A 22,181-nucleotide genomic window follows, 5' to 3' on the forward strand; every position below is an offset into this window, starting at 1 on the left:
GGACGCATAGCTCAGTTGGTAGAGCAGCTGACTCTTAATCAGCGGGTCCTAGGTTCGAGCCCTAGTGCGTCCACCATTTTCTCAATAACTTAGCGATAGGCTGCATTCTCTCTTTGCGCCTGGGTAAGCACCCGATAAGCACGAGAGTCCTTTCCGCGCCATTGGTCGCACAGCGAGGGGCATGGGTCCTCCGGGCTTGGTAAGTTTAACGCTAGCGATGGCGGATCGCGCGGAAGGCAATCTTGTGACACAGAATTTTTGAGCAGGAGCGATTCAATTCGGGATAATCGCGCAATGACAGCACTTGGGTAGGTCAACATTGGTAGTCGGCCTCAAACCTGACGTTCGCGCTCGCGCTATGAATCGTAATGCGCTCTTCTACTGTCGTGGCGCACCCCCGTTCATCAGATCACTCGACGGCGGCTATGCGCCCCGATTTCTGCCGTTCGACCGGCGACAAACTGATCCCGAAAGCCGCCGTTCGTTCAGAAGCTCCGCTCAAGAGAGTGGGTGGAAAGCGGCCTGTCCGGTTTCGGCAGCGTCGTGACGATATCGGCCGTTCGTTCATCTGGAACGCAATGGCAGCTACGCGCCCTAATCTTGGTCGTTTGCCGGGCCGGAGGTTGATCCTGAAAGCCGCCGTTCGTTCAGGTAGTTCGTCGTTGAGTGTGCTGTCCATCAGCTTTCGGCAAGGATGAGCGGCAAACAGGCTTTCGTGGAAGAGGAGCCTGGCAGCAGATATGCGCGATTAGTTTCGTCCATTCAACGGTCGACCTAGGCCTGTAGAGCGGTCATTTATACCGGCTGTTAGAACGCCATCTATTGATAGAGACCGACCCTCCGGCACTTCAGCGGCCAAATTGCTTGAGAAAGTGCCGCGATGGGGCAATACAGAAGTAAAGCCTGATTCGATAAAAAATCGCGCTGCTCGCTTAAAGCTTACCAACTACGCCGCCGTCTCTCTAGGCGACTACGATCTCTGGAGTCCGCAGGACCAGCTGCTCTGCCGCCCGCCACGCATCGCGCAGCACGGAATCAGGCACATCGTCGACAATTACACATCGGCCAGCCTCCTCGACACAGACGATGTTAAGCGCCCCGCGTCTCATCGCACGAGTATTGTCGATCAAGGGGCGCGCAGTCTCGAAGTCCAGCCAATGTGTACGGCATTTGAGGGTGAGCAGGTGCGTGATCGTTGCCTGCAATGAGTCAACAAATCCTGGCTGAGGGCTGGCGATTAATGGCGTCAAGGCATTCTCGATCAGCATGCCGAGCAGTACCGCTTCGCCATGTGCGAGGTCATATCCTGATTGATCTTCCAATAGGTGCGCGAAGGCGTGTCCGTAATTTAGCAGGCGGCGCGAGCTCTTCTCGAACGGATCGTCGGCCAGCAGATCGAGCTTACGGTCGATCGAGACCTCAATCAGTCCGGTCAGATCGCGCGGAGCCTCGGGCGACTGGAAATGACGCGCGAACGCTGGAGCGTCGGATGTAACGAGTACCTTGATCGCTTCCGCCAGACCGCAGCGTATGGCTCGCTCGTCGAGCGTGGAGAGAAACGCCGGATCACATTGCACTAAATCTGCATGATAGAAACCGCCGATTAGGTTTTTCTCGGCGCCGAAGTTGATGCCATTCTTGCCGCCGATCGCCGCATCGATCTGCGCCAGAAGCGTGGTCGGGAAAAGTGCGAGCGGCAGACCGCGGCGCATGATGCTGGCAGCCATTGCCGCAACGTCGAGCACCGCGCCGCCGCCGATCGCGATCAGCAAGCCGTGCTTTGGCAGCTCGACATTATTCAGAAAACCCAAGATTCCGAGCAGGACATTCATGCTCTTGGCTAGTTCGCCTCCATCGATTTCGTACACGTCCGTGCAATCGGCGGCGGTAAGCATCGCATCGATGCGCGCGCTCTGCGCTTGGCGCGCCCCGCGATCGATGATCGCTACCGATGGCCGGCCGATCCAGCTTTGTGCCGTAACCGCAGCCTCGGCGGGGCCAGTTTGATATAAGGTATTCGTTTCCCGTCCGGTATGGAACGTCCGGTGCAGCATGGTCGACTGTCCCTCGATTGAAATCGTCAGAAGGCCGCGAAGCGCGGGCCGGTCAATATGTCTGCAACGGGCACCACGCCTTGACGCAGAAACTGAATCATTAGCGTGACACCCAGATAGCCCTGCAGAAATGGCTGGCAGTCAATCGTAGCCATCGTCTGGCCGGTTGCGCACGCGGCGATGCTTTCGGGCGTTACGTCGAACGTGACGTTCGCCGGCGGCATGCCATAGTCACAAGCGGCAGCAAGTAGTGCCAGCCCTGGGGGCCCGAGCGTTAGGACGCTGTCAGGTCGATGCTTCGCGATCGCCTGAGCAATGTCGCTCGGCGCATGCGAATTTAGCGTGTCTACCGCCACCACCTGCGTGGTGACTCCCGACGCGGCCATCGCATCTGCGAACCCGCCGATCCGGGCCGCGTGGCACGTGTTTCGCACTCGGTAATGATCAATCGCGAGCGCCGGGCCGCGATGCCCAGCCCCCAGCAGCCTGCCGGCGGCCATCCGTCCACCACGATAATCGTCGGCGCCGACGCGGAACAGACTGGCCAGCCGCTGTTCAGCCGGGCGGCGATCAAAGGTGTTGAGGACGCCGACGGGCAATCCTTCAGCAATCGCCTGCGCAAGGACTGGCTGTTGCTTCTCGGGTTGGGGCAGCGTTGTGACCAGTCCGTCAGGCTTCATCGCCAAAGCCTGTTGGGTTAGGTCGAGCAAACCCATGAGCGAATAGGTTTCCGGTCGCAAGTGGATGACCTCGCAACCCGTTTCTGCACGCCCAGTGGCGATTCCTGCGACAAACGGCTCCCAGAATGGGTCGCCGAGCAGGTCGTGCGTTACTGCGACGATCTTCGGCAAAGGGACCTCGACTGACGAACCACACTCATCTAGAACGTAGCCAGCCCACGGAGAAAAGTACACTGCAAGTATCGGGAAAATGTCCGGTTTGTCGCTTAGGGGGTGACAAGATCGCACTGCGCGAGGGCGATTATATCGGTCGGCTTTGTGGGTGCGGCATCACCTACATTGATCCACAACCGCCGGTGGGATCGATAGACCCCCAGGTCGATCATCACCATCGCGTTTATTACGAGGCGCCTGCCGCTGCTCGCGTCGCATGGGTCAAGCGTTTCAAGCAAAAGGGCCTGCTGCTCGACATCGGCTGTGGCGACGGTGAGTTCACGCGCGCGGCGATAGGGGCTGGGTTCGAGGTCGAAGGCATCGAGCCGAACCCTGACCGTGTAGCCACAGTGAAGAAGCGCAGTGCGATTCCAGTCGAGCAGGGTCTGATTGAAGAGAGCAGCTTGCCCGCCGGCCGTTACGACGCGAGCTTTCATGTTGATCTGTTAAGCCATTTCCCCGATCCCGTTGCCGCCTTACGCGCGATCGCGGAAAAGATGCGGGACGACGGAGTGATCTGTTTCGAGGTCGGCTTATTCTCCAACCTGCCATTACGCTGGCGGCGGTTGGCCGGGCGGGCCAACATGCCAACTCACCTGTGGTTTTTTGATGCGCCGTCGATCGAGCATTTATTGGATGCGGCCGGACTTAAGCTGGTCGCGATGCGGCGCTATAAGGTAGGAGTGTCAACTGCGGTGAGCGCAGCGTTGGTCGCGATGCGGCGCGAGCGGGCGGTGGCGGCGACCAGGGCAGGGCTGCCCATGGCGCGGGGGCGAGCGAGCGGCGTCTATTATCGATTTCATATGTGGCTGCGCTACGGGCTTGGCCGTTGGCTGCCGATCGGCGGCCCTCAGACCGCCTTCGTCGCGGCGGTGCGCCGGTTGCCCGCGTCGTGAGCGCGATCACCCGGCGGGTTATCGTCATAGCGACGGCCTTGCCGCGTTGGATATCCGATTTCGCCGAGGTCTCCACGGCGCTGGCAGCGGCCGGTCATCGGGTTGAACTGTGGTTTCCGCGAGATAACGGACTGCCGGGAGCGGGGTGGGACGGCAAGCAGGCGATTGACGCAGCTCGGGCTACGTTGCCGCTTGGCGTGTCGACGCGGTCGTTGCCCTTCACTCGAAATCGCGGGCCACTGAGTATCGCCAAGCTGACGCTTGCCAGCCTAATCTGCGCGCGTGCGGCGTGTCGCGAACGCGATGGCCTGTTCATCCTGTGGTCGGCCTTGTCGGTGATCATCGCGGGGCCGTGGGTACGTCTGTTCGGCCGCCGGGGGATGTATCTTATTACTGGGCTTGGCGCCGCCTTCTCGGCTCGCCAAAGGAACAGTTTCGTAACGAAGCTCATATGCCTCGTCTATCGCTACGCCTTTTCGAGTGATCGAGCGATCGTCATCGTTCACAACCACGAGGACAAGGCCGAATTGGTCGCGCATGCCGGCGTGATGCCCGAGCGTGTGATCGTCACGGGAGGCTGCGGTGTCCGGCCCGAGGATTTTTCGTATCGCGCCGCTTTGTCACACCCGCCGCGACCGACGATCCTGGTGCCGGGTCGTCTGCTGCGTGACAAGGGCGTGATGGAGGCTGCCCAAGCGTCGGGCATCTTGTCGGGTCGCGGCGTGGCGCATCGGATGATCTTCACGTCGAATGCTATGTCGGGACGCGACGATGCGCTGAATGCCGACGAATTGGCACGGGCGGCCGCGCATCCCGATGTTGAGTTCGTCGGCTTCCAGCCCGACATCGCGGCACTCTATCGCGAGGCAGACCTAGTATGCATCGCGTCATGGTATCGCGAGGGGTTGCAAACGGCGTTGCTCGAATCGGCTGCGTCGGGATGCCCCCTGGTCGTCTGTGACAATGTCGGCGTGCGCGACTTCATGCGTGACGATGTCGAGGGACTGATCGTGCCGCCCCGTGATGCCGCCGCGATCGCCGACGCATTGGAGCGCCTGGTCCGCGAGCCCGAGACTGCCGAGCGGCTGCGCGTTGCAGCCTATCGGCGGTACAGATCGGGCTTCACCCGTGACCACATGCTCGATGCGACACTCGCTGGCCTCCGCTCGATCGGCGTAGCGACGGCGAGCGCATGAAGCGCGCCGACTGGACCGGACTAATCATGGCTGGCGGGCGGGGCCTGCGTATGGCTGCATCAGGCGTCGCCGGGCGCAAGCCGCTGATCATGGTGCGCGGCGTATCGTTGCTTGAGCGCAATGTCTGGATGATGGCGCGTGCCGGTTGCACCGACATTCGGATCGCAATTGGTGAATCTGACCTGGCGACGGAGAGGGTCGAGCTCAATGATCTGGCGATGCGGGCGTCTGGAATCGGCGTCACGATCGGGGTCGTCATGGAGGATCGCCCGCTAGGCAATTTCGGCGCGGCAACGCTGGTCGGGGCAGCCACTGATCTAATGGTGGTCTACGCCGACAATCTGACCTTGCTCGACTTGGCGGCGTTGGCGCAGGCTCATCGACAAAGCGGCGGGGCGATGACGCTGGCGGCCCATGTTGAGCCATTCCGCCTGCCCTATGGCGAACTGGATGTGGACGCCGCACGGCCGGGTCGCTTGCGCGGCTATCGCGAGAAGCCTTTGCGTGAGCTTCTTGTCAGCAGCGGGCTGGCGATCGTATCGGCGGCGGCGCTCGCGGAGTTGCCCAAGGGTGAAGAGATCGGCCTGTCGGACGCCGCCAACCGGCTTCTCGCCGGTGGCCTAGAAGTAGCGCTGTTTCGCCACTCCGCGCCTTGGATCGACGTCAACGATGCCGCCAAGCTGCGTGATGCGGATGCCTTGGTCGCTTCTCACGCTGCGTTCGATGCTTGGTGGCCTGACGCGCCGACAACCGACTTAAGGGTAGCGGCACAAGGTCCAGAACGCGTGCTGCATGCAATGACTTCGCAGGGCGTCGTGCAAGCACGCTTGTCCGCCGATGGCACGGTGCCCGTATCCGCGCTCGGCCCGCTCTGGGCGGGTCGGTTCGGCGGTGCTGCGTGAAGATCGCCGTCACAGGGACCGACGGCTTTGTTGGCAGTGCACTTGTGCGGCTCGCGGGGCCGCTGGTCTACGCGCAGCATCGCGGACCGGATGCGGGTGGCTTCGACCTCGCCGAGCAGCGGCGGATCGAAACGTTGTTCGATGGTGCCGATGTAGTTGTCCATTTAGCCGGTCCAAGCGCGGTAGGAAAGTCGTTCGCTGCCCCTGCCGAGTTTGCTCGCGTCCACGCTGCGGGTACGGCATCTGTGCTCGCCGCGGCGGAGCGGATCGGCGTGCGGCGCTTCGTCCATGTTTCTTCCGCCGAAGTTTATGGTCGTGTCGTTCCTGTGCCCGTCGTGGAGACAGCGCCAATCGCCCCGGTGTCACCTTATGGCGCGGCAAAGTGGGCGGGGGAGGTGCTGGTTGCCAGCGCAGCGCAACGCGGCGCGTTCGACGCGGTGACGATCCTTCGACCATTCTCGATCTACGGTCCAGGCCTACGTTCCGAGGGCTTGGTCGGCCGTCTGGTCCGCCAAGCGGCCGCGCGCGTGCCGATGAGGGTATTCTCCACCGCGCCGGTCCGCGATTATGTGCATGTCGACGATGTCGTGCACGCGCTAATGCTCGCCTCGGCGCGCACCTCCGGTGGCCTACTGACATTGAACATCGCTGCGGGGCGGCCGGTCACAGTGCCCGACCTCGCCGTGCTTTGCGCCGAAATCGGCGGCGGGCCTTCCGAACTCTGCGAGATCGGCAGCGCAGACCGCCCTTCCGCGCTCGACATTTTGTGGCTAGTCGCGGACATCTCCTTTGCCGAACGAGCAATTGAATGGAGACCTACTATCGCCCTTCGCGACGGATTGCGAAGCTGCATGGCCGATGGGACTTGCGCGTGACCGTGCTTGTCACTGGGGCGCAGGGCTTTATCGGCCGCTACCTTGTGATGGCGCTACTAGCTCGCGGTGATGTGGTCTTTGGATGTGGACGGTCACCGAGGCGAGCAAGGCATTTTACGCACAAGATCACGCGGCTGGGTGTTGAGTTGGTAGCACCGCTGCCAGAGGCGCTACGGCCGGGGCCGCAATACCATTACCGCAGGCTCGACCTGTCGCATGCCGGGGCGGTGGCACAGGCAGTGGAGAACATCGCGCCGACGATCGTCTATCATCTCGCGGGATCGTTGCGCGATGCTCCGTTCGAGCAGCTTGTCTCCAATAACATCGTCGCCACTCGTAACCTGTGCGATGCATTGGCTGATAGCGGCGCGACCCTAGTGCTGGGATCGTCGGGATCGGTCTATGGTGCGGTTGGTGGGGATGGCATGCCCTTGCGCGAAAGCGGTCCGGCTGAACCGATCGATCCTTATGCCGCGACGAAACGGACAAGTGAGGATCTGGTGCGGATCGCGATGCGCGCGGGCAAGCTCGACGGGCGGATCGCGCGTATCTTTAACGTGGTCGGCCCGGGGCAGGAGGAGCGCCATGTCGCCGGTCGGATCGCCAGTCAGATCGCTGATCTTCGCGATAGAGCGGCAGAGAAACTGGCCTTGGGCCCGCTCACCGCGTGGCGCGACTTCATCGACGTGCGTGACGTGGCCGCCGCGCTTATCGCGGTCGGCGAACGTGGTATGGCGGCCACAACGTACAATGTCGCCAGCGGACGAGAAAGCCGCATCAGCGAGATACTCGACGGGCTGCTCGTCGCGGCGGGCGCAGAAACGCCGGCGATCGAGAAACAGCCCGGTCGCGCTGTCGACATCGCCAGGCAAGTGGTCGATGTCGCCGCGCTCAAGGCGCTCGGCTGGCACCCCGTGCACGACCTCCCGGACAGCCTTGCCGACGTTATGCGCTATTATCTAGATCTGGATGATGCGCGTGCTGGCTGAACAGGTGCTCGGGTTCGATGTCGGTGGCAGCAAGATCCTGGCACGGATTGGACCGTGGCGAGAGAGGATTGCGAGTGGGCGCGATTGTTCGCCCGATCGGCTGGTCGACATCGTGGTTGGATCGATCGCACGCGCCACGGCGGCGGGGCATTGCCCGATGGGAATCGGGATTGGTTTCCCCGGCCTGGTCGCGGATGGCGGATCGGGGGTACGCTCGTCGGTGATTCTCGACGGGTGGAGCGACGTACCGCTGGCAGCCTTATTGAGACAGCGCACGGGCCTTCCGGCAAGGATCGAGAACGACGTCAATTGCTGGGCATTGGGAGAGCTTGCAAAACGGCCCGACGCGACCAGCTTTCTGTTGTTGACGGTCGGCACCGGCGTGGGTGGCGCGATTGTTCTCAACCGGCGGCTCTGGCGGGGACGTAGCGGGCTGGCCGGCGAGATTGGGCATGCCTCGGTCGACGAGGATGGTATCCTATGTCTATGCGGGCAAAAAGGTTGTGTCGGGCCATTGGTGGGGGGTGAGGCATTATGCGCCGAATTGGCGATCAATTCGCACCTTTTGAAGGAACGGATCAGGTCGCGTGATCCGGTCGTGGCAGCGGCGATCCGGTGGCGTGCCGAAGCGTTGGGCAGCGTTGTGGCGAATGCGCTCAATCTGCTCGACCCCGGCCTTGTCGTGATCGCGGGCAGCCTAGCCCCCGCTTTTCTACCCGGCGTCAAGCTGAAGGCGGGCAACGCCTTCGCCGAGATCGTCGCAAATACCCGCGTCGAACTGTCGTGTGCGATGCCCGATGGTGCGGCGGTTGGCGCAACGCACCTGCTTGACGGAGAACAGGCATGAGCACCCGATCGGGCGCGGTACCGATGACGATCGTCGGTGGAGGCGTGTGGATTCTCCAGCTGATCCGCTTGCTGGTGGAAGCACCCGATTGTCCACCGCTCGACATACGCTTGGTCGCCATCGACGCCGACCGGCTGTCTATCATCGCCGGATACGGTGCCAAGATCGTACGGGCGCGGGACGGATGGTGCGTGTCTGCAACCACGCTGGCTACGGCACTGGAGGGCGCCGAGGTCTGCATTCTGATGCTTCGCCAAGGCAACAGCGCGGCACGCGAGATCGATGAGAGCTTTCCGGCACGCTTCGGCATGGTAGGCGACGAAGGTCTTGGTCTGGGTGGGTTTGCCAACGCTTATCGGACGATGCCGACGATGACCTCGATTGCAGGGAAGATGCGCCGGTACGCCCCCAACGCTCTGACGATCAATCTGGTCGCACCGTTGGGATTGACAACACGCGCCTTGCATGTTGCCGACGTGTCCGCGGTTGGTCTTTGTGAGCTGCCGATGACCACTGAGGCTGACTTGCGCGCGACCTTCGATTCCTGCGATCATGATTTACCGCTCGACTATGCGGGTCTGAACCACCTTGGTTGGTTCTGGTCACCCGATCGCGCGCCGAGCCAATTGTTCGCAAGGGCAATCGCGAAAGGCATGGCTGATGCAGCGACGGTAGGAGGATTTGGCGCGATGCCCTTAAAGTACCACGCCAAGATGATTTCGGATCGAGATCGGACGATCGGGGCGGGCGCTTCACGAGCGCGTCAACTTCGTGACATCGCCACCAAGGCGGTGGAGGCCGTTCGGCAAGGCCAAAACCCGGAGCGCCTGCTGCGGGCGCGGTCGATGCCGTGGCTCGACCAGGCTTTGACGCCGCTGCTGTTAGCGGTACTTAACAACAACATATGGCGCGGGTTCGTAAACATCCCCGCCGGGCAAGCTTCCACTTGGTGCTGCTCCGACACGGTGATCGAAGCCAGAGGAACCGTCTCGAGGACAGGCGGGCAAATTGAAAACGTTGGGGAGCCGGGCGGTGCGGTACGTCAGTTCCTTGCCGCCGCTGCGCTCTCGGAAGGTCACCTTTTCGACGGGTTCCGGTCCGGCGATCTTCATGGCGGGGCGGTTCGCGCAATCTTGGATAGTCCTATTGCCTTCCCGCGATCGCTAGTCGAGGAAGCCGCGGCGGCGGTATGCTCCGCAGCCGCCATGCACGTTGTCAGCGAGTGAACCGCGAGCGTCGTTACAAGACCGGCCAAACACGTATGCAGGTATGCCCGGATCATTCCTCTCAAAATCGCACGCCCTTGCCGCTAAACACCGTCCTGACAGTCATGAAGAGGATACGCAGGTCGAACCACAAAGACTGTCGGCGCAGATATTCGACGTCAAACTCGACCTTCAAGGGGATTGGTAGGTCATCGCGTCCATTGACCTGCGCCCATCCCGTTACTCCCGGTAGGAGCGTTTGCGCACCGCGATCGGTGCGCAACGCTATAAGGTCTCCCTGATTAAACAACGCAGGTCTCGGTCCGACCAGGCTCATCGTGCCAGTCAGCACGCTCCAAAGCTGCGGTAACTCGTCCAAGCTGGATCTACGTAGGAATCTGCCGACCTGCGTCACGCAATCACTGCAGTTGGTAAGCAGGTGGGTTGGTAGCTGCGGCGTGCTGTCGCGCATTGTCCGGAATTTTGGCATCTCAAACTTGCGATTGTCCCGCCCGACCCGGTTGGACCAGTGCAGTGCTCGGCCGGGAGTGGTCAGGCACACGAGCGCAGCGAGTACGACAAATAAGGGTGAGAGCAGGATCAGCAGGACGAAGCTGACCACGATGTCGATCAGCCGCTTCACGCCGCGGCAACCGTTTCACAGATCGCCCGGTCGAAGCTCACCGGCGGGGTCCAGCCGAACGTGCGGGCGAAGCGTGCTCCGTCAAACGCCGAGCTGCCGAGAAGACTTTGAGCCCGCCCCCCGAGAACCGAGCGTGCCGCAAGCGCGACCAGCCCCGTTGGCAGCGACGGGATCCGGGTACGCCGACCCGCGGCCTGAAGCAGCGCTCGATATAGATCGGCCGTCGCGATCGGGGGCGAATCGGTGACGCAATACACGCCCTCATGCCGACACTCCGCTGCCGCCACCAATGCATCAGCGGCATTTTCCAAAAAGAGGAAGCTGCGGCGATTTGCAACCCCCCCGATTGGGAGCGGTACGCCGTTGTTCGCGCATCGCATCAGCTTGGCAAAGAGCGCACCGACGCCCGGTCCATAGATTGTCGGCAGTCGCAGCGACACGATACGCATCGCACCGAAAGATCCGCTTGCAAGCGCTCGATCGGCGGCGAGCTTGCTATACCCATAGGCGTTTTGCGGAGTTGGCGGCGTATCATCGTCGGCCACTTTGCCTGGCTCGGTGACCGAAGCGATCGCCGCCACCGAACTCACCTGAACGAACCGCCCGATCTTTTCTGCGGCTGCTGCCTCGGCGAGCCGCAATGTCAGATCGCAGTTGGCCTGCATGAACGCTCCCGTGGGATCGGTTGCAGTCTCCCTCAAGACATGCACGCGCGCCGCAAGATGGATGACAGCGTCGACGCCGTTGAACATCGACCGTAGATGTTTCTCCCCGCTAAGGATCAGATCAGGCACCAAGACCGTCTCGCTTGCATCGACTAAAGTCCCCTCTCTGACAATAGCACGCACGCGATGGTTTTGTGCCATCGCCCGCCTGATGACCGCTCTGCCAACGAAACCGCTGGCGCCGGTGACCGCAATTAGCAAGTGGTTCTAATTTTCATAACGCAAGGCGACTGCATAGCCCCTCTTCCTCGATCCTAGCAACCAGAATCGTCGATGTATGAATTGTTAGCCGTTCTATAGACCCTAGATCTGCTGTCGTTTCACTTCTCAAATCAGTGCCAGTGGGTTCACCCCTGATCGGCCTGGTTGCAATATCGGCTACTTGTTGCCTAGCGCTCTTCGACGGTATTTAATATCTGGCCTAGTGCAATCCCTGGCATCTTTGCATCGCATCGTCTAGGCTCCTGAATTCAGCGGCAGCATGCATTTATGATTGAACGGTCCGCTAACGCTCCATCGCGCCTGAAACGGTGTTAAGGGTGAGGTGAACGACCTTTCACTTTGCGAGCTTATGTCAGGTGCGTTCCGAATGCGCGAGCATGGCTGAGTTTGCGCACCTATTTGCCTCAGAATATGTCGAGGCATAATTTGAGCCAAAACGTTGCTACGACTCTGAACTGAGTTCAACATCTTACTTAGTTAACGTCGTTCTGGCTGGTGGTGAGGCTAGGCCTGAGAGGCAAGCGGGACCAGCCCCGCCTCATGGCGAAGCTGATCCCGCTACCTGATACGTCCTCTGGCTGTGTGGAGCCGGCTGAGGCACATCGAGGCATTCTTCCTGCAAGAGATGAGCACAGGTCGAACAACCAGCTTCTTGACGGCCGGGCTCATTCCCAGCCGGAGGTCGGGCATCTGGCTAGCGGTACCCTGGAACTGTGACCTCGCCCCACAGTAGTTCCTTACTAGCGTCGCGCTGCCGTTTTTCGCCGACCACGAGCTAGTCCGCCGATCTTGCGACGGGCATGGGGTTTGGTAGACAGTCAACCGCTATCGTAGGCACTCGTGCTCGAGTGCGCGTGCTGATCGAGCCACGCGTCAAGATCCGCATTTCTATAACATATAGCTCGGCCGAGCTTTACGAAGCTCGGACCCCGACCTTGCGTCCGCCACTTGTTGAGGGTGTTAACGCTCAATCCAAGATAGCCGGCCGCCTGAGCTACTCTCATTGCACCCATTTTGACCTCCCGTCCGTCTGGGAGGTCCTCAGTAGTCAGCTTTGACCTGTCGAATGCAGCTTCTGTTTTTTAAGCCAAGCTGCGTTCTGTTTTGACATTTTCAAACGGACGGCAGACCGACGCTTCTCCTCGCTTCTGGCCTTTTCTGCGATCTGAAATCGAACTCTCAAAACGCGCGTCCAATTAACCGCAATCGATTGCTCTGCGTCAGCCCAGACAAGATTTAGGAAAGTAGTAAGATGTCGTGGTTTCGAGTTGGGCCCCATCAAGGGATGCTCGTTCCTAGCTAACGCTTCTAGGACTCGAACGCCAAACTTGTCTTTCGGACTTTTGAACGGCACCGTTTCGAACCCATCGGCATACCCAATCGCGCGCAAGTCCGACTCCTTGCCTTGGCTGGAGCCAGTGCCCTGACCGCTTTCCAAGTCTGAAAAGTGGCCCACTTTAATGATATCGATAGCTCGTTTGCACGCATCCGCTAAATTGAGACCAATGCTGACTGCGCCACGTATTTCCGCTCGAAATATTGCCTTCGGCATAAACGGTTTGCCATTTAACTCCAGCTTGCGGCTTTGTCCTCGAGAGCCTTCATTTATTGCGCTCAAAGCAACTGGAGAGAGACTGGAGAGTTGTTGAGCAAGCAATGTTGCTCCACTCGAGATCTCTCGCAAAAGCCCTATGGTTTCGCTGACCTTAAAGCTCCCCTTTTCGTATTCCTCATCGGCCTTAAGTTGAGCAATTGCAGCGTGAATATCGATTACTAACTGCGGGCGGGCATCGATTTTCCAATTCTCATCCGAGCCGCGCGCCGTAGTCACTGCCCAATAGCCTGAATTCCAAGGGCAGTCGAACCTGTGGCGGGGATTCCGTTCCCGTCGACGCATCGTTGTAGCGCATCTCCCCACGCCTCCAGTGCAACGCGCTTTTCGACAGCCCAGTTATATCGCTGATATATGCCCGCTACGCCGGCACGTGCGCCACTTACGTGATTGAGAATTGCCTCGGTAACCTCAAATCGGACCCCAAGTCTCTGTAGACCCGTTGCAACAGTCCTGCGAATGTCGTGCGTGCGCCATGCCTTGATCTCGCTGACGCCAAGTTCTTCGGCGACTAGCTTATCCAAGCGTCGCTTTACCTTGCTCCAGCCGCTTGGCGGCGTCCGGCCAGTTGTACTCAGAATGAGCCCGGACGTCCCGCGATCTAAGCCAGCTAACTCCTGCATCGCGATTGGGCTTAACGGAACGACGTGGCCCAAACCATTCTTTGCTCTTGCTGCAGGGATGGTCCAAGTCGCGCCTTCCCAATCGATTTCGTCCCAAGCAATGCCGCCCACCTCTTCACGCCGTTGGCCGGTTGCAATCAGTAGCCTGAATGAAGTGCCGAACGGAAAGCCCAGCTTGACGGCCGCTCGCCAGATGGCGGCTAGTTCGCTGTCGGAGAGTACCCGATCCCTGGCTGCGATGGGCGCGGGTGCCGGCATTTCCGACATGGGTGAATGTAGAATATCACCTCGAGCGACTGCCCAACGAAATAGCTTCCGAAGGCATGCGTGAAGATAACGAGCTGTCGCCTCTTTGTCTTCGGCGATTAATTCAACTAGCCTTGAAATATCCCGCCGAGATATCTGCGGCAATGCCTTCGCAGAGAATGCTGGAACGGCATATGTAATTAGCGTTCGCTCGGCTTGGTGCCAAGATCTCGGTTGTTCTCGCCTCGCGTATCGCTCGATAAACTGAGTCACGTAGCTACGAAAATTCAACTCTGCCTGTTCAACCGCTCGATCGCGCTCATTGTTGATAGGATCGATCCCACGACGTACGTCTGTCAACAACTCATGTGCGCGTCGCCTAGCTGTATCGGGGGTCCAAGGCGAACCATGCGTGCCGATCGTGTAGCGGCGCGTTGGAGTACGCCTGCCGCCCAGTCGATACTGCAGCACGTAGGATTTTGCGCCTTTCGGCGTTACCTTGAGACCAAAACCTTTCAGCTCGGTATCCCATAGGAAGGTGTCGGTCGCACCGGAGGATGCGTCATCTACCGCGCGCTTCGTCACTTTGCAGCCTGGCATCGGCCTCTCAGAGCAATCACGCAGCAAGCACTAGCAGTACTGCTCGGGCCATCGCCGTACAACAGAAGATGCCGCGTATCGCCGAAAAAGCGTGGAAACCCTGTTTGAGGTTACCCCGTCTACGTCAGGACAATATATAGCTCGTATCTCTTAATCAGCGGGTCCTAGGTTCGAGCCCTAGTGCGTCCACCATCCTCAGAACCGAACGAACGGCAGGCTTTCGCAGCTCGCGCTCAGGGTGACGCGTCGCCCGCGCCGACAAGCTGGGCTTGCGCCTCGATGCTGCGGCCATCGGCGAAGCGCAGCGTCAGCGTGGTGGTGCCGCCCGGCGCCAGGCCGGCTGGCATGTCGAACAGCATCACGTGCCGGCCGCCGGGAGCGAAGCGCGTCGGCTCGCCGGGCGCGATCGCCACGTCGGCCAGCGGGCGCATGCTCATCATCCCGCCGCCCTGCGACATGCTTTCGTGCAGTTCGGTGCGGGCCGCTGCCGGCGTGGCGACGGCGGTCAGTACCTGCGGCTCGCGTGCCGCAAGCGTGAAATAGGCCGCGCCGGGTCGCCCGGCGACCGCGGGCAGGCGCACCCACGCATCCTCGACGACGACGGCTTCCTGTTGCTGACAGCCTGCCAGCATGAGCAGCGGCGCGAGCAGGCGCATCGGTCCGGACATTGCGATTTCCCGTTGCAGGACATGGTCGTCGGCAGGCCTTCGCCTAGCGTCGCGGCAATCTTGCGGCAAGGCTAACCCCACCTATATGCCGTATCGCATTTGGTTCCGCAGGTTTTCCCCAAAGCCCGCGGTTCCGCCGTCATTTCCATCCCCCGCATCGGGGGGCATACAGGGGCCAACGAGGGACTATGGCTAAAGTAATCGGGATCGATCTGGGCACGACCAACAGCTGCGTGGCGGTGATGGAGGGCGGCAAGCCCAAGGTGATCGAGAATGCCGAGGGCGCGCGTACCACGCCGTCGATCGTGGCGTTCGCCAAGGATGGCGAGCGGCTGATCGGCCAGCCCGCCAAGCGCCAGGCGGTGACCAATCCCGACAACACGATCTTTGCGGTCAAGCGCCTCATCGGCCGCCGCTTCGACGACCCGGTGACCAAGAAGGACACCGAGCTGGTGCCCTACACCATCGTGCGCGGCCCCAATGGCGATGCCTGGGTGAAGGCGGGCGGCGAGGAATATTCGCCGTCGCAGATCAGCGCCTTCACGCTCCAGAAGATGAAGGAGACCGCCGAGGCCTATCTGGGCGAGACGGTGACGCAGGCGGTCATCACCGTGCCGGCCTATTTCAACGACGCGCAGCGTCAGGCGACCAAGGACGCCGGCAAGATCGCCGGCCTCGAGGTGCTGCGCATCATCAACGAGCCGACCGCGGCGGCGCTTGCCTATGGCCTCGAGAAGGACAGCAACAAGACGATCGCGGTCTATGACCTGGGCGGCGGCACCTTCGACATCTCGATCCTCGAGATCGGCGATGGCGTGTTCGAGGTGAAGGCGACCAACGGCGACACGTTCCTGGGCGGCGAGGACTTCGATTCGACCGTGTTGCAGTTCCTTGCCGACGAGTTCAAGAAGGCCGAGGGCATCGATCTCACCAAGGACAAGCTGGCGCTTCAGCGGCTGAAGGAAGCCGCCGAAAAGGCCAAGATCGAGCTGTCGTCGGCGCAGACGACCGAAGTGAACCTGCCCTTCATCACCGCCGATCAGAACGGCCCCAAGCATCTGGTCAAGTCGATCAGTCGCGCCGACCTCGAGCGCATGGTCGATGGCCTCATCCAGCGCACGCTCGAGCCGCTCAAGAAGGCGATGGCCGATGCCGGCGTCAAGAACGACGGCATCGACGAGGTGGTCCTCGTCGGCGGCATGACGCGCATGCCCAAGGTGCGCGAAGTCGTGAAGAACTTCTTCGGCAAGGAGCCGCACACCGGCGTCAACCCCGACGAGGTCGTGGCGATCGGCGCTGCCATCCAGGCGGGCGTGCTTCAGGGCGACGTCAAGGACGTGCTGCTGCTCGATGTGACGCCGCTGTCGCTCGGCATCGAGACGCTGGGCGGCGTGTTCACGCGCATGATCGACCGCAACACCACGATCCCGACCAAGAAGAGCCAGGTCTATTCGACTGCCGACGACAACCAGCAGGCCGTCACGATCCGCGTGTTCCAGGGCGAGCGCGAGATGGCGGCGGACAACAAGATGCTGGGTCAGTTCGACCTCGTCGGCATTCCGCCCGCGCCGCGCGGCGTGCCGCAGATCGAGGTGACGTTTGATATCGACGCTAACGGCATCGTCAACGTGAGCGCCAAGGACAAGGGCACGGGCAAGGAGCAGCAGATCCGCATCCAGGCTTCGGGCGGCCTGACCGACAACGACATCGAGGCGATGGTCCGTGACGCCGAGCAGTTCGCCGAGGAGGACAAGAAGCGCCGTGCCGCCGCCGAGGCGAAGAACAACGCCGAGAGCCTGATCCACACCACCGAGCGCCAGCTCGCCGACAATGGCGACAAGGTCGACGCCTCGCTCAAGGGCGAGATCGAGGCTAAGATCGCCGAGGCGAAGGCAGCGGTCGAGAGCGGCGATGCCGACCAGATGACCACCAAGAGCCAGGAGCTGGCGCAGGTGGCGATGAAGCTCGGACAGGCGATCTACGAGAAGCAGCAGGCAAGCGAAGCCTCGCCGCAGGGCGAGACTGCCGATGCCGGTCCCCAGGAGGACGTAGTCGACGCCGAGTTCTCCGAAGTCGACGACAACCAGAAGGCATAAGGGCATGTTCGCGATCCGCCGCACCGGCCATCACCGGCGCGGCGGCTTCGCGGACGGGGGCAGCATATGACCACCGAAGTCGACTATTACGAAGTGCTGGGATGCCAGCGGCAGGCCGACGGCGCGACGATCAAATCGGCCTATCGCAAGCTGGCGATGCAGTATCACCCCGACAAGAATGGCGGGTGCAAGGACGCCGAGGCGCGCTTCAAGGCGGTGAGCGAGGCCTATGAGGTGCTCAAGGACCCGCAGAAGCGCGCCGCCTACGACCGTTACGGTCATGCCGCGTTCAAGAGCGGCGGCGGTGGCGGGCAGGCCGATTTCGGCGGGTTCAGCGACATCTTCGAATCGATGTTCGGCGAGTTCATGGGCGGGCAGGGCGGTGGCCGCCGGCAGACGCGCCGCGGCGCCGATCTGCGCTACGACATGGAGATCAGCCTCGAGGAGGCGTTCCACGGCAAGTCGGCCGAGATCACCGTCGACGTCTCGGGCACCTGCGATGCCTGTGCGGGCAGCGGCGCGCGGCCGGGCACCGTCGCGCGCGGCTGTAACACCTGCGGCGGCGCGGGCAAGATCAGAGCGCAGCAGGGCTTCTTCGTCGTCGAGCGGACGTGCCCTACCTGCATGGGTGCGGGCGAAGTGATCGCCGATCCGTGCGGCGAATGTCGCGGCGACGGCCGCGTCGACAAGACCAAGACGCTGTCGGTCAACGTGCCGCCGGGCGTCGACGAAGGCACCCGCATCCGCCTGTCGGGCGAGGGCGAGGCGGGCCCGCGCGGTGCGCCGGCCGGCGACCTCTACATCTTCCTCCACGTCAAGCGGCACCCGATCTTCACGCGCGAAGGCACGACGCTGCACGCGCGCGCGCCGATCAGCTTCACCACGGCGGCGCTCGGCGGCAGCATCGACATGCCGGGTCCCGACGGCAGCGCGCACACGATCCGCATCGCCGCGGGCACGCAGGGCGGGCGCGAGGTGCGCGTACGCGGCGCGGGGATGCCGGTGTTGCAGGGCAGGGGACGCGGCGACCTGATCGTCCGCATCGAGGTGGAGACGCCGACGCGCCTCTCGGCCCGCCAGCGCGAGCTGCTCGAAGCCTTTCGTGAGACCGAGACAGGCGAAGAATGCCCCGAAACCAGCGGCTTCTTCGCCAAGATGAAGGCGGCGCTGGGCGGGTGAGGCCGCCGCTTCGCATCGCTGCATAGAAAAAGGGCGCTCCCGCCATCGCGGAAGCGCCCTTTTTGCTGGCTGTCCGGCCACCCGAAGGCGGCCGGAGCGCGATTACATCGCGTTGGTGACGTTCGCCGGGCCATCCATCTCGCCGATGTCGTCGGCGTTGTCGGCGGCATCCTCGAGGTTGTCGGCAGCGTTCTCGAGCATCATCGCTTCGGCGTCGGTCGTGGCGTTGTCGGCCATCATTTCCATGTTGTCGGCCTGCGCCTCGAGATTCTCGGCCATCATGTCACCGGCGTTCTCGGCGGGGGTGCCCTGATTGCATGCCGCCAGAGTCATCAGGCCGGCTGCCGCAACGGCAAGAGCTATCTTCTTCATATGCGTTTGCTCCCAAGCAAAATCCGTTTCGTGTCCGGCCCGAACGCCGTCACGAAGCTGCCGCATTAGCGTGGGCCGCGACGGCGTCAATGGCAAAAACATGGCGGTCCCCACGCGGCACACGCTGTAAAAGACTATTGCGCCGCGGGATTCTGCCGAATTTCCTCAGGGGCATTGGCCACGATCGCTAGCGTCGCGGTCCATGCCGCCACATTCTGTCGCAATTGGACGCGATCGATCTTGTCGAGCGTGTCGTCGGGCGTGTGGTGCAGGTCGAAATAGCGCGTGCCGTCCTGCGCGAGATCGATGCCCGGAGCGCCCGCACGCACGATTGCCGCTACGTCGGCGCCGCCTCCCGCACGGCCCGAGCCGGCGGCGATGCCGAGCGGCGCGAGCGCTGCGGCGAGCCGGGCGGCGACAGGTTGCGCGGTTCCGGCAAGCCCGGTCTGCACACGCCAGATGCGATCGGCGCCGAAATCCGATTCGCCCGCCGCGTCGTGCCGCTCGCCTCGATGCGCCTCGAAATAGGCGCGGCCACCGAAGATGCCGACTTCCTCGGCCCCTGCCCACAGGATGCGAATCGTCCGACGCGGGCGGCCGGCGTCCATCACTCGCTTGGCCGCCGCCGCGACGATGCCGCATCCGGCCGCATCGTCGAACGCGCCGGTGCCCAGGTCCCAGCTGTCGAGATGGCAGGCGACGAGCACGATGCCGGCCGAAGGATCGCTGCCGGGCACTTCGGCGATGACGTTGCCCGACTGGCGGATGCCCACCTGCCGCGGCGTGAGCAACAGCTTCATGCGCACGGGCTTGCCCCGCTTGAGCACGCGCTCGAGCTGCTCGGCATCGGGGATGGCGAGCGCGGCGGCGGGAATGGGCTTCACACCCTCATCGAAATTGGTGCTGCCGGTATGCGGATTGCGGTGGCTGTCGGTGCCGATCGAGCGGATGACGATCGCCGCCGCCCCCTTGCGCGCGGCGAGGTTGGGGCCGGCGCGGCGCACGCGACCAAAATAGCCGTAGCTCGATCCGTCCTGCGTGCGCGTCATCGCGTGGCTGACGAAAGCGATCCTGCCCTTCAGGCTCCCCTCCGGCGCGGCTTCGAGATCGGCGAGCGTGGGGAAATAGGCGACCTCGCCAACGAGTCCGCCGGCGGGTGTGGCGCCAGAATTGCCGAGCGCGGTGAGGTACAGCTGCTGCGGGAACGGATCGACGATCGCCCCGCGCTCCTCGCCACGAACCCATACGGGCATGTCGAACGGCTCGATGCGGACATTGCTGAAGCCGAGCGAGGTCAGCTTGTCGACCGACCAGCGCCGCGCCTTCGCTTCCACCTCGGTGCCCGCCAGACGCGGCCCGATCTCGGTCGTGATGCCTTCGGTAATTTCCCAGGCGAGTTCGTCTTCGAGTGCCGCGTCGCGCAGCGCGGCGGCGTCGAGCGGTGCTGCCTGCTGCGCGGCGAGCGGGGCGGGGGCGGCGAGCGCGGCGGCAATGGCGGCGGCAGGGGCTAGATATCGCATGCCCGCCTGCTAGCGCGTTGCGTCGGCAAGCCCAACCCCCCTGCGGTTAGGCGCGCGCGTTGCCAATATGCGGCCGCATCGCTATGTGCGCGACCGACTTTCCTTCCGCTTCGAAACCCCTTGCCGGAGACCCGATCGTGGCCGCCCAATACGCCTTCGTGATGAAGGACATGACCAAGACCTTCCCCGGCGCCCAGAAGCCGGTGCTGTCGAACATCAACCTGCAATTCTACCAGGGCGCCAAGATCGGCATCGTCGGCCCCAACGGCGCCGGCAAGTCGACGCTGATGAAGATCATGGCGGGCGTCGACAAGGATTATACCGGCGAGGCTTGGCCCGGCGAATATATCACCGTCGGCTATCTCGAGCAGGAACCGCAGCTCGACCCGACCAAGACCGTGCTCGAGAACGTCAAGCAGGGCGCGCGCGAGACCGCCGATCTGGTCGATCGCTTCAACGCGATCTCGGCCGAGATGGGCGATCCCAAGGACGATACCGACTTCGATGCGCTGATGGAGGAGATGGGCGAGCTCCAGGCCAAGATCGACGCGGTCGACGGCTGGACGCTCGACAACCAGCTCGAGGTCGCGATGGAGGCACTGCGCTGCCCGCCGGGCGACTGGCCTGTCGACAACCTGTCGGGCGGCGAGCGGCGCCGCGTGGCGCTGACGCGGCTGCTCATCCAGAAGCCCTCGATCCTGCTGCTCGACGAGCCGACCAACCATCTCGATGCCGAAAGCGTCAAGTGGCTGGAGAACCACCTCAAGGAATATGCCGGCGCGGTGCTGATGATCACCCACGACCGCTATTTCCTCGACAATGTGGTCAACTGGATCCTCGAGATCGATCGCGGCAAGTATTTCCCGTACGAGGGCAATTACTCGACCTATCTCGAGAAGAAGGCCAAGCGGCTCGAGCAGGAGGAGCGCGAGGAATCGGGCCGTCAGGCCGCGATCCGCAACGAGCTCGAATGGATCAGGCAGGGCGCCAAGGCGCGCCAGACCAAGTCGAAGGCGCGTATCGCCAAGTTCGAGCAGCTCGTCGAGCAGCAGCAGAACCGTACGCCCGGCAAGGCGCAGATCGTCATCCAGGTGCCCGAGCGCCTCGGCGGCAAGGTGATCGAGGTCGAGAACGTCTCGAAGGCCTATGGCGACAAGCTATTGTTCGAGAATCTGTCGTTCACGCTGCCCGCCGGCGGCATCGTCGGCGTGATCGGGCCCAACGGCGCGGGCAAGTCGACGCTGTTCAAGCTTATCACCGGGCAGGAACAGCCCGACAGCGGCACGATCGAGATGGGGACCACGGTGCGCCTCGGCTATGTCGACCAGAGCCGCGATCATCTCGATCCGTCGAAGAACGTCTGGGAGGAAATTTCCGACGGGCTCGATTACATGAAGGTCAACGGCCACGACGCCTCGACGCGTGCCTATGTGGGTGCGTTCAACTTCAAGGGGCAGGACCAGCAGAAGAATGTCGGCAAGCTCTCGGGCGGCGAGCGCAACCGCGTCAACATCGCCAAGATGCTGAAGCGCGGCGGCAACGTGCTGCTGCTCGACGAGCCCACCAACGACCTCGACGTCGAGACGCTGGGCGCGCTCGAGGAAGCAATCGAGAATTTCGCGGGCTGCGCGGTGGTCATCAGCCACGACCGTTTCTTCCTCGACCGGCTCGCGACGCATATCCTCGCCTTCGAGGGCAACAGCCATGTCGAATGGTTCGAGGGCAATTTCGAAGCCTATGAGGAAGACAAGCGCCGTCGCCTGGGCGATGCCGCCGATCGCCCGACGGCGCTCGCCTACAAGAAGCTTACGCGCTGAC

At 62.4% G+C, this 22,181-nt stretch carries 20 protein-coding genes and 1 tRNA gene; 11 read left to right on the forward strand and 10 right to left on the reverse strand.

Annotated features, from left to right (window positions below; genetic code table 11):
• Positions 1 to 76: transfer RNA gene (locus tag FBR43_RS04780), tRNA-Lys, on the forward strand.
• An 886-nt stretch (positions 77 to 962) separates the two neighbouring features.
• Here FBR43_RS04780 and FBR43_RS04785 read toward each other — a convergent pair.
• A complete protein-coding gene (locus tag FBR43_RS04785) occupies positions 963 to 2,054 on the reverse strand; it encodes a 3-dehydroquinate synthase (protein ID WP_136942091.1) in 1,092 nt (363 codons plus the stop codon).
• A gap of 26 nt (positions 2,055 to 2,080) precedes the next feature.
• Positions 2,081 to 2,905, reverse strand: a complete 825-nt coding sequence (locus FBR43_RS04790) for a substrate-binding domain-containing protein (RefSeq protein WP_169542495.1) — start codon at positions 2,903 to 2,905, stop codon at positions 2,081 to 2,083.
• A gap of 185 nt (positions 2,906 to 3,090) precedes the next feature.
• Here FBR43_RS04790 and FBR43_RS04795 point away from each other — a divergent pair, with 185 nt between their 5' ends.
• Genes FBR43_RS04795 through FBR43_RS04825 form a run of 7 tightly spaced genes read left to right on the forward strand, consistent with a single transcriptional unit; the run spans position 3,091 to position 9,878 of the window.
• Positions 3,091 to 3,843, forward strand: a complete 753-nt coding sequence (locus FBR43_RS04795; RefSeq protein ID WP_212611884.1) for a class I SAM-dependent methyltransferase — start codon at positions 3,091 to 3,093, stop codon at positions 3,841 to 3,843.
• Positions 3,840 to 5,039, forward strand: a complete 1,200-nt coding sequence (locus tag FBR43_RS04800) for a glycosyltransferase (protein WP_212611885.1) — start codon at positions 3,840 to 3,842, stop codon at positions 5,037 to 5,039. The genes FBR43_RS04795 and FBR43_RS04800 overlap by 4 nt, the downstream gene beginning before the upstream one ends.
• Positions 5,036 to 5,941: a nucleotidyltransferase family protein gene (locus FBR43_RS04805; protein WP_136942094.1), complete on the forward strand. Its 906-nt coding sequence runs from the start codon at positions 5,036 to 5,038 to the stop codon at positions 5,939 to 5,941. The genes FBR43_RS04800 and FBR43_RS04805 overlap by 4 nt, the downstream gene beginning before the upstream one ends.
• Positions 5,938 to 6,816, forward strand: a complete 879-nt coding sequence (locus FBR43_RS04810; RefSeq protein WP_212611886.1) for an NAD-dependent epimerase/dehydratase family protein — start codon at positions 5,938 to 5,940, stop codon at positions 6,814 to 6,816. Before FBR43_RS04805 ends, FBR43_RS04810 begins: the two co-directional genes overlap by 4 nt.
• Complete coding sequence (locus FBR43_RS04815; protein ID WP_212611887.1) at positions 6,750 to 7,805, forward strand: NAD-dependent epimerase/dehydratase family protein; 1,056 nt, start codon at positions 6,750 to 6,752, stop codon at positions 7,803 to 7,805. Before FBR43_RS04810 ends, FBR43_RS04815 begins: the two co-directional genes overlap by 67 nt.
• A complete protein-coding gene (locus FBR43_RS04820) occupies positions 7,786 to 8,652 on the forward strand; it encodes an ROK family protein (protein ID WP_136942095.1) in 867 nt (288 codons plus the stop codon). Before FBR43_RS04815 ends, FBR43_RS04820 begins: the two co-directional genes overlap by 20 nt.
• On the forward strand, positions 8,649 to 9,878 hold the full coding sequence (locus tag FBR43_RS04825) for a family 4 glycosyl hydrolase (protein WP_136942096.1): 1,230 nt from the start codon (positions 8,649 to 8,651) through the stop codon (positions 9,876 to 9,878). The genes FBR43_RS04820 and FBR43_RS04825 overlap by 4 nt, the downstream gene beginning before the upstream one ends.
• A 61-nt stretch (positions 9,879 to 9,939) precedes the next feature.
• Here FBR43_RS04825 and FBR43_RS04830 read toward each other — a convergent pair whose 3' ends face one another.
• The 6 genes from FBR43_RS04830 to FBR43_RS04855 all read right to left on the reverse strand — a co-directional run bounded on the left by FBR43_RS04830 (position 9,940) and on the right by FBR43_RS04855 (position 15,196).
• A complete protein-coding gene (locus FBR43_RS04830; RefSeq protein WP_136942097.1) occupies positions 9,940 to 10,500 on the reverse strand; it encodes a sugar transferase in 561 nt (186 codons plus the stop codon).
• Entirely contained in the window at positions 10,497 to 11,426 is a 930-nt protein-coding gene (locus FBR43_RS04835) for an NAD-dependent epimerase/dehydratase family protein (RefSeq protein ID WP_136942098.1), read from the reverse strand. The genes FBR43_RS04830 and FBR43_RS04835 overlap by 4 nt, the downstream gene beginning before the upstream one ends.
• 839 nt (positions 11,427 to 12,265) lie before the next feature.
• Positions 12,266 to 12,460 carry a helix-turn-helix transcriptional regulator gene (locus FBR43_RS04840; protein ID WP_136942099.1) on the reverse strand — a complete coding sequence of 65 codons (195 nt, stop codon included), beginning with the start codon at positions 12,458 to 12,460 and terminating at the stop codon, positions 12,266 to 12,268.
• 35 nt (positions 12,461 to 12,495) lie between these two features.
• Positions 12,496 to 13,278 (reverse strand): hypothetical protein, encoded by a 783-nt coding sequence (locus FBR43_RS04845; protein WP_136942100.1) that lies wholly within the window; start codon positions 13,276 to 13,278, stop codon positions 12,496 to 12,498.
• Positions 13,275 to 14,513, reverse strand: a complete 1,239-nt coding sequence (locus FBR43_RS04850; protein ID WP_169542496.1) for a tyrosine-type recombinase/integrase — start codon at positions 14,511 to 14,513, stop codon at positions 13,275 to 13,277. The genes FBR43_RS04845 and FBR43_RS04850 overlap by 4 nt, the downstream gene beginning before the upstream one ends.
• A 248-nt stretch (positions 14,514 to 14,761) precedes the next feature.
• Positions 14,762 to 15,196 carry a copper chaperone PCu(A)C gene (locus FBR43_RS04855; protein ID WP_249276463.1) on the reverse strand — a complete coding sequence of 145 codons (435 nt, stop codon included), beginning with the start codon at positions 15,194 to 15,196 and terminating at the stop codon, positions 14,762 to 14,764.
• A gap of 188 nt (positions 15,197 to 15,384) precedes the next feature.
• On the opposite strand from FBR43_RS04855, the gene dnaK reads away from it, so the two are divergent.
• Positions 15,385 to 17,292 carry a molecular chaperone DnaK gene (dnaK, locus tag FBR43_RS04860; RefSeq protein ID WP_136942102.1) on the forward strand — a complete coding sequence of 636 codons (1,908 nt, stop codon included), beginning with the start codon at positions 15,385 to 15,387 and terminating at the stop codon, positions 17,290 to 17,292.
• A gap of 66 nt (positions 17,293 to 17,358) precedes the next feature.
• Positions 17,359 to 18,471, forward strand: a complete 1,113-nt coding sequence (dnaJ, locus tag FBR43_RS04865) for a molecular chaperone DnaJ (protein ID WP_136942103.1) — start codon at positions 17,359 to 17,361, stop codon at positions 18,469 to 18,471.
• Between the two features lie 102 nt (positions 18,472 to 18,573).
• On the opposite strand, the gene FBR43_RS04870 is transcribed toward dnaJ, so the two are convergent.
• Complete coding sequence (locus FBR43_RS04870; RefSeq protein ID WP_136942104.1) at positions 18,574 to 18,843, reverse strand: hypothetical protein; 270 nt, start codon at positions 18,841 to 18,843, stop codon at positions 18,574 to 18,576.
• Between the two features lie 134 nt (positions 18,844 to 18,977).
• Positions 18,978 to 20,363, reverse strand: coding sequence for a M28 family peptidase (locus tag FBR43_RS04875; protein ID WP_136942105.1), 1,386 nt, complete (start codon positions 20,361 to 20,363; stop codon positions 18,978 to 18,980).
• Positions 20,364 to 20,500: 137 nt separating this feature from the next.
• Here FBR43_RS04875 and ettA point away from each other — a divergent pair, with 137 nt between their 5' ends.
• On the forward strand, positions 20,501 to 22,180 hold the full coding sequence (gene ettA / locus FBR43_RS04880) for an energy-dependent translational throttle protein EttA (protein ID WP_136942106.1): 1,680 nt from the start codon (positions 20,501 to 20,503) through the stop codon (positions 22,178 to 22,180).
• The last annotated feature ends 1 nt before the right edge of the window (position 22,181 follow it).

Origin of the sequence: Sphingomonas baiyangensis (assembly GCF_005144715.1) — a bacterium.
In the GTDB taxonomy this organism is placed as follows: domain Bacteria; phylum Pseudomonadota; class Alphaproteobacteria; order Sphingomonadales; family Sphingomonadaceae; genus Sphingomonas; species Sphingomonas baiyangensis.

Coding starts and splice junctions, on each gene's coding strand:
- dnaK (WP_136942102.1), top strand. CDS start 15,385: ATGGCTAAAGTAATCGGGATCGATCTGGGCACGACCAACAGCTGCGTG.
- FBR43_RS04805 (WP_136942094.1), top strand. CDS start 5,036: ATGAAGCGCGCCGACTGGACCGGACTAATCATGGCTGGCGGGCGGGGC.
- FBR43_RS04870 (WP_136942104.1), bottom strand. CDS start 18,843: ATGAAGAAGATAGCTCTTGCCGTTGCGGCAGCCGGCCTGATGACTCTG.
- FBR43_RS04820 (WP_136942095.1), top strand. CDS start 7,786: ATGATGCGCGTGCTGGCTGAACAGGTGCTCGGGTTCGATGTCGGTGGC.
- FBR43_RS04815 (WP_212611887.1), top strand. CDS start 6,750: ATGGAGACCTACTATCGCCCTTCGCGACGGATTGCGAAGCTGCATGGC.
- FBR43_RS04855 (WP_249276463.1), bottom strand. CDS start 15,196: ATGTCCGGACCGATGCGCCTGCTCGCGCCGCTGCTCATGCTGGCAGGC.
- FBR43_RS04825 (WP_136942096.1), top strand. CDS start 8,649: ATGAGCACCCGATCGGGCGCGGTACCGATGACGATCGTCGGTGGAGGC.
- FBR43_RS04875 (WP_136942105.1), bottom strand. CDS start 20,363: ATGCGATATCTAGCCCCTGCCGCCGCCATTGCCGCCGCGCTCGCCGCC.
- FBR43_RS04785 (WP_136942091.1), bottom strand. CDS start 2,054: ATGCTGCACCGGACGTTCCATACCGGACGGGAAACGAATACCTTATAT.
- FBR43_RS04840 (WP_136942099.1), bottom strand. CDS start 12,460: ATGGGTGCAATGAGAGTAGCTCAGGCGGCCGGCTATCTTGGATTGAGC.
- dnaJ (WP_136942103.1), top strand. CDS start 17,359: ATGACCACCGAAGTCGACTATTACGAAGTGCTGGGATGCCAGCGGCAG.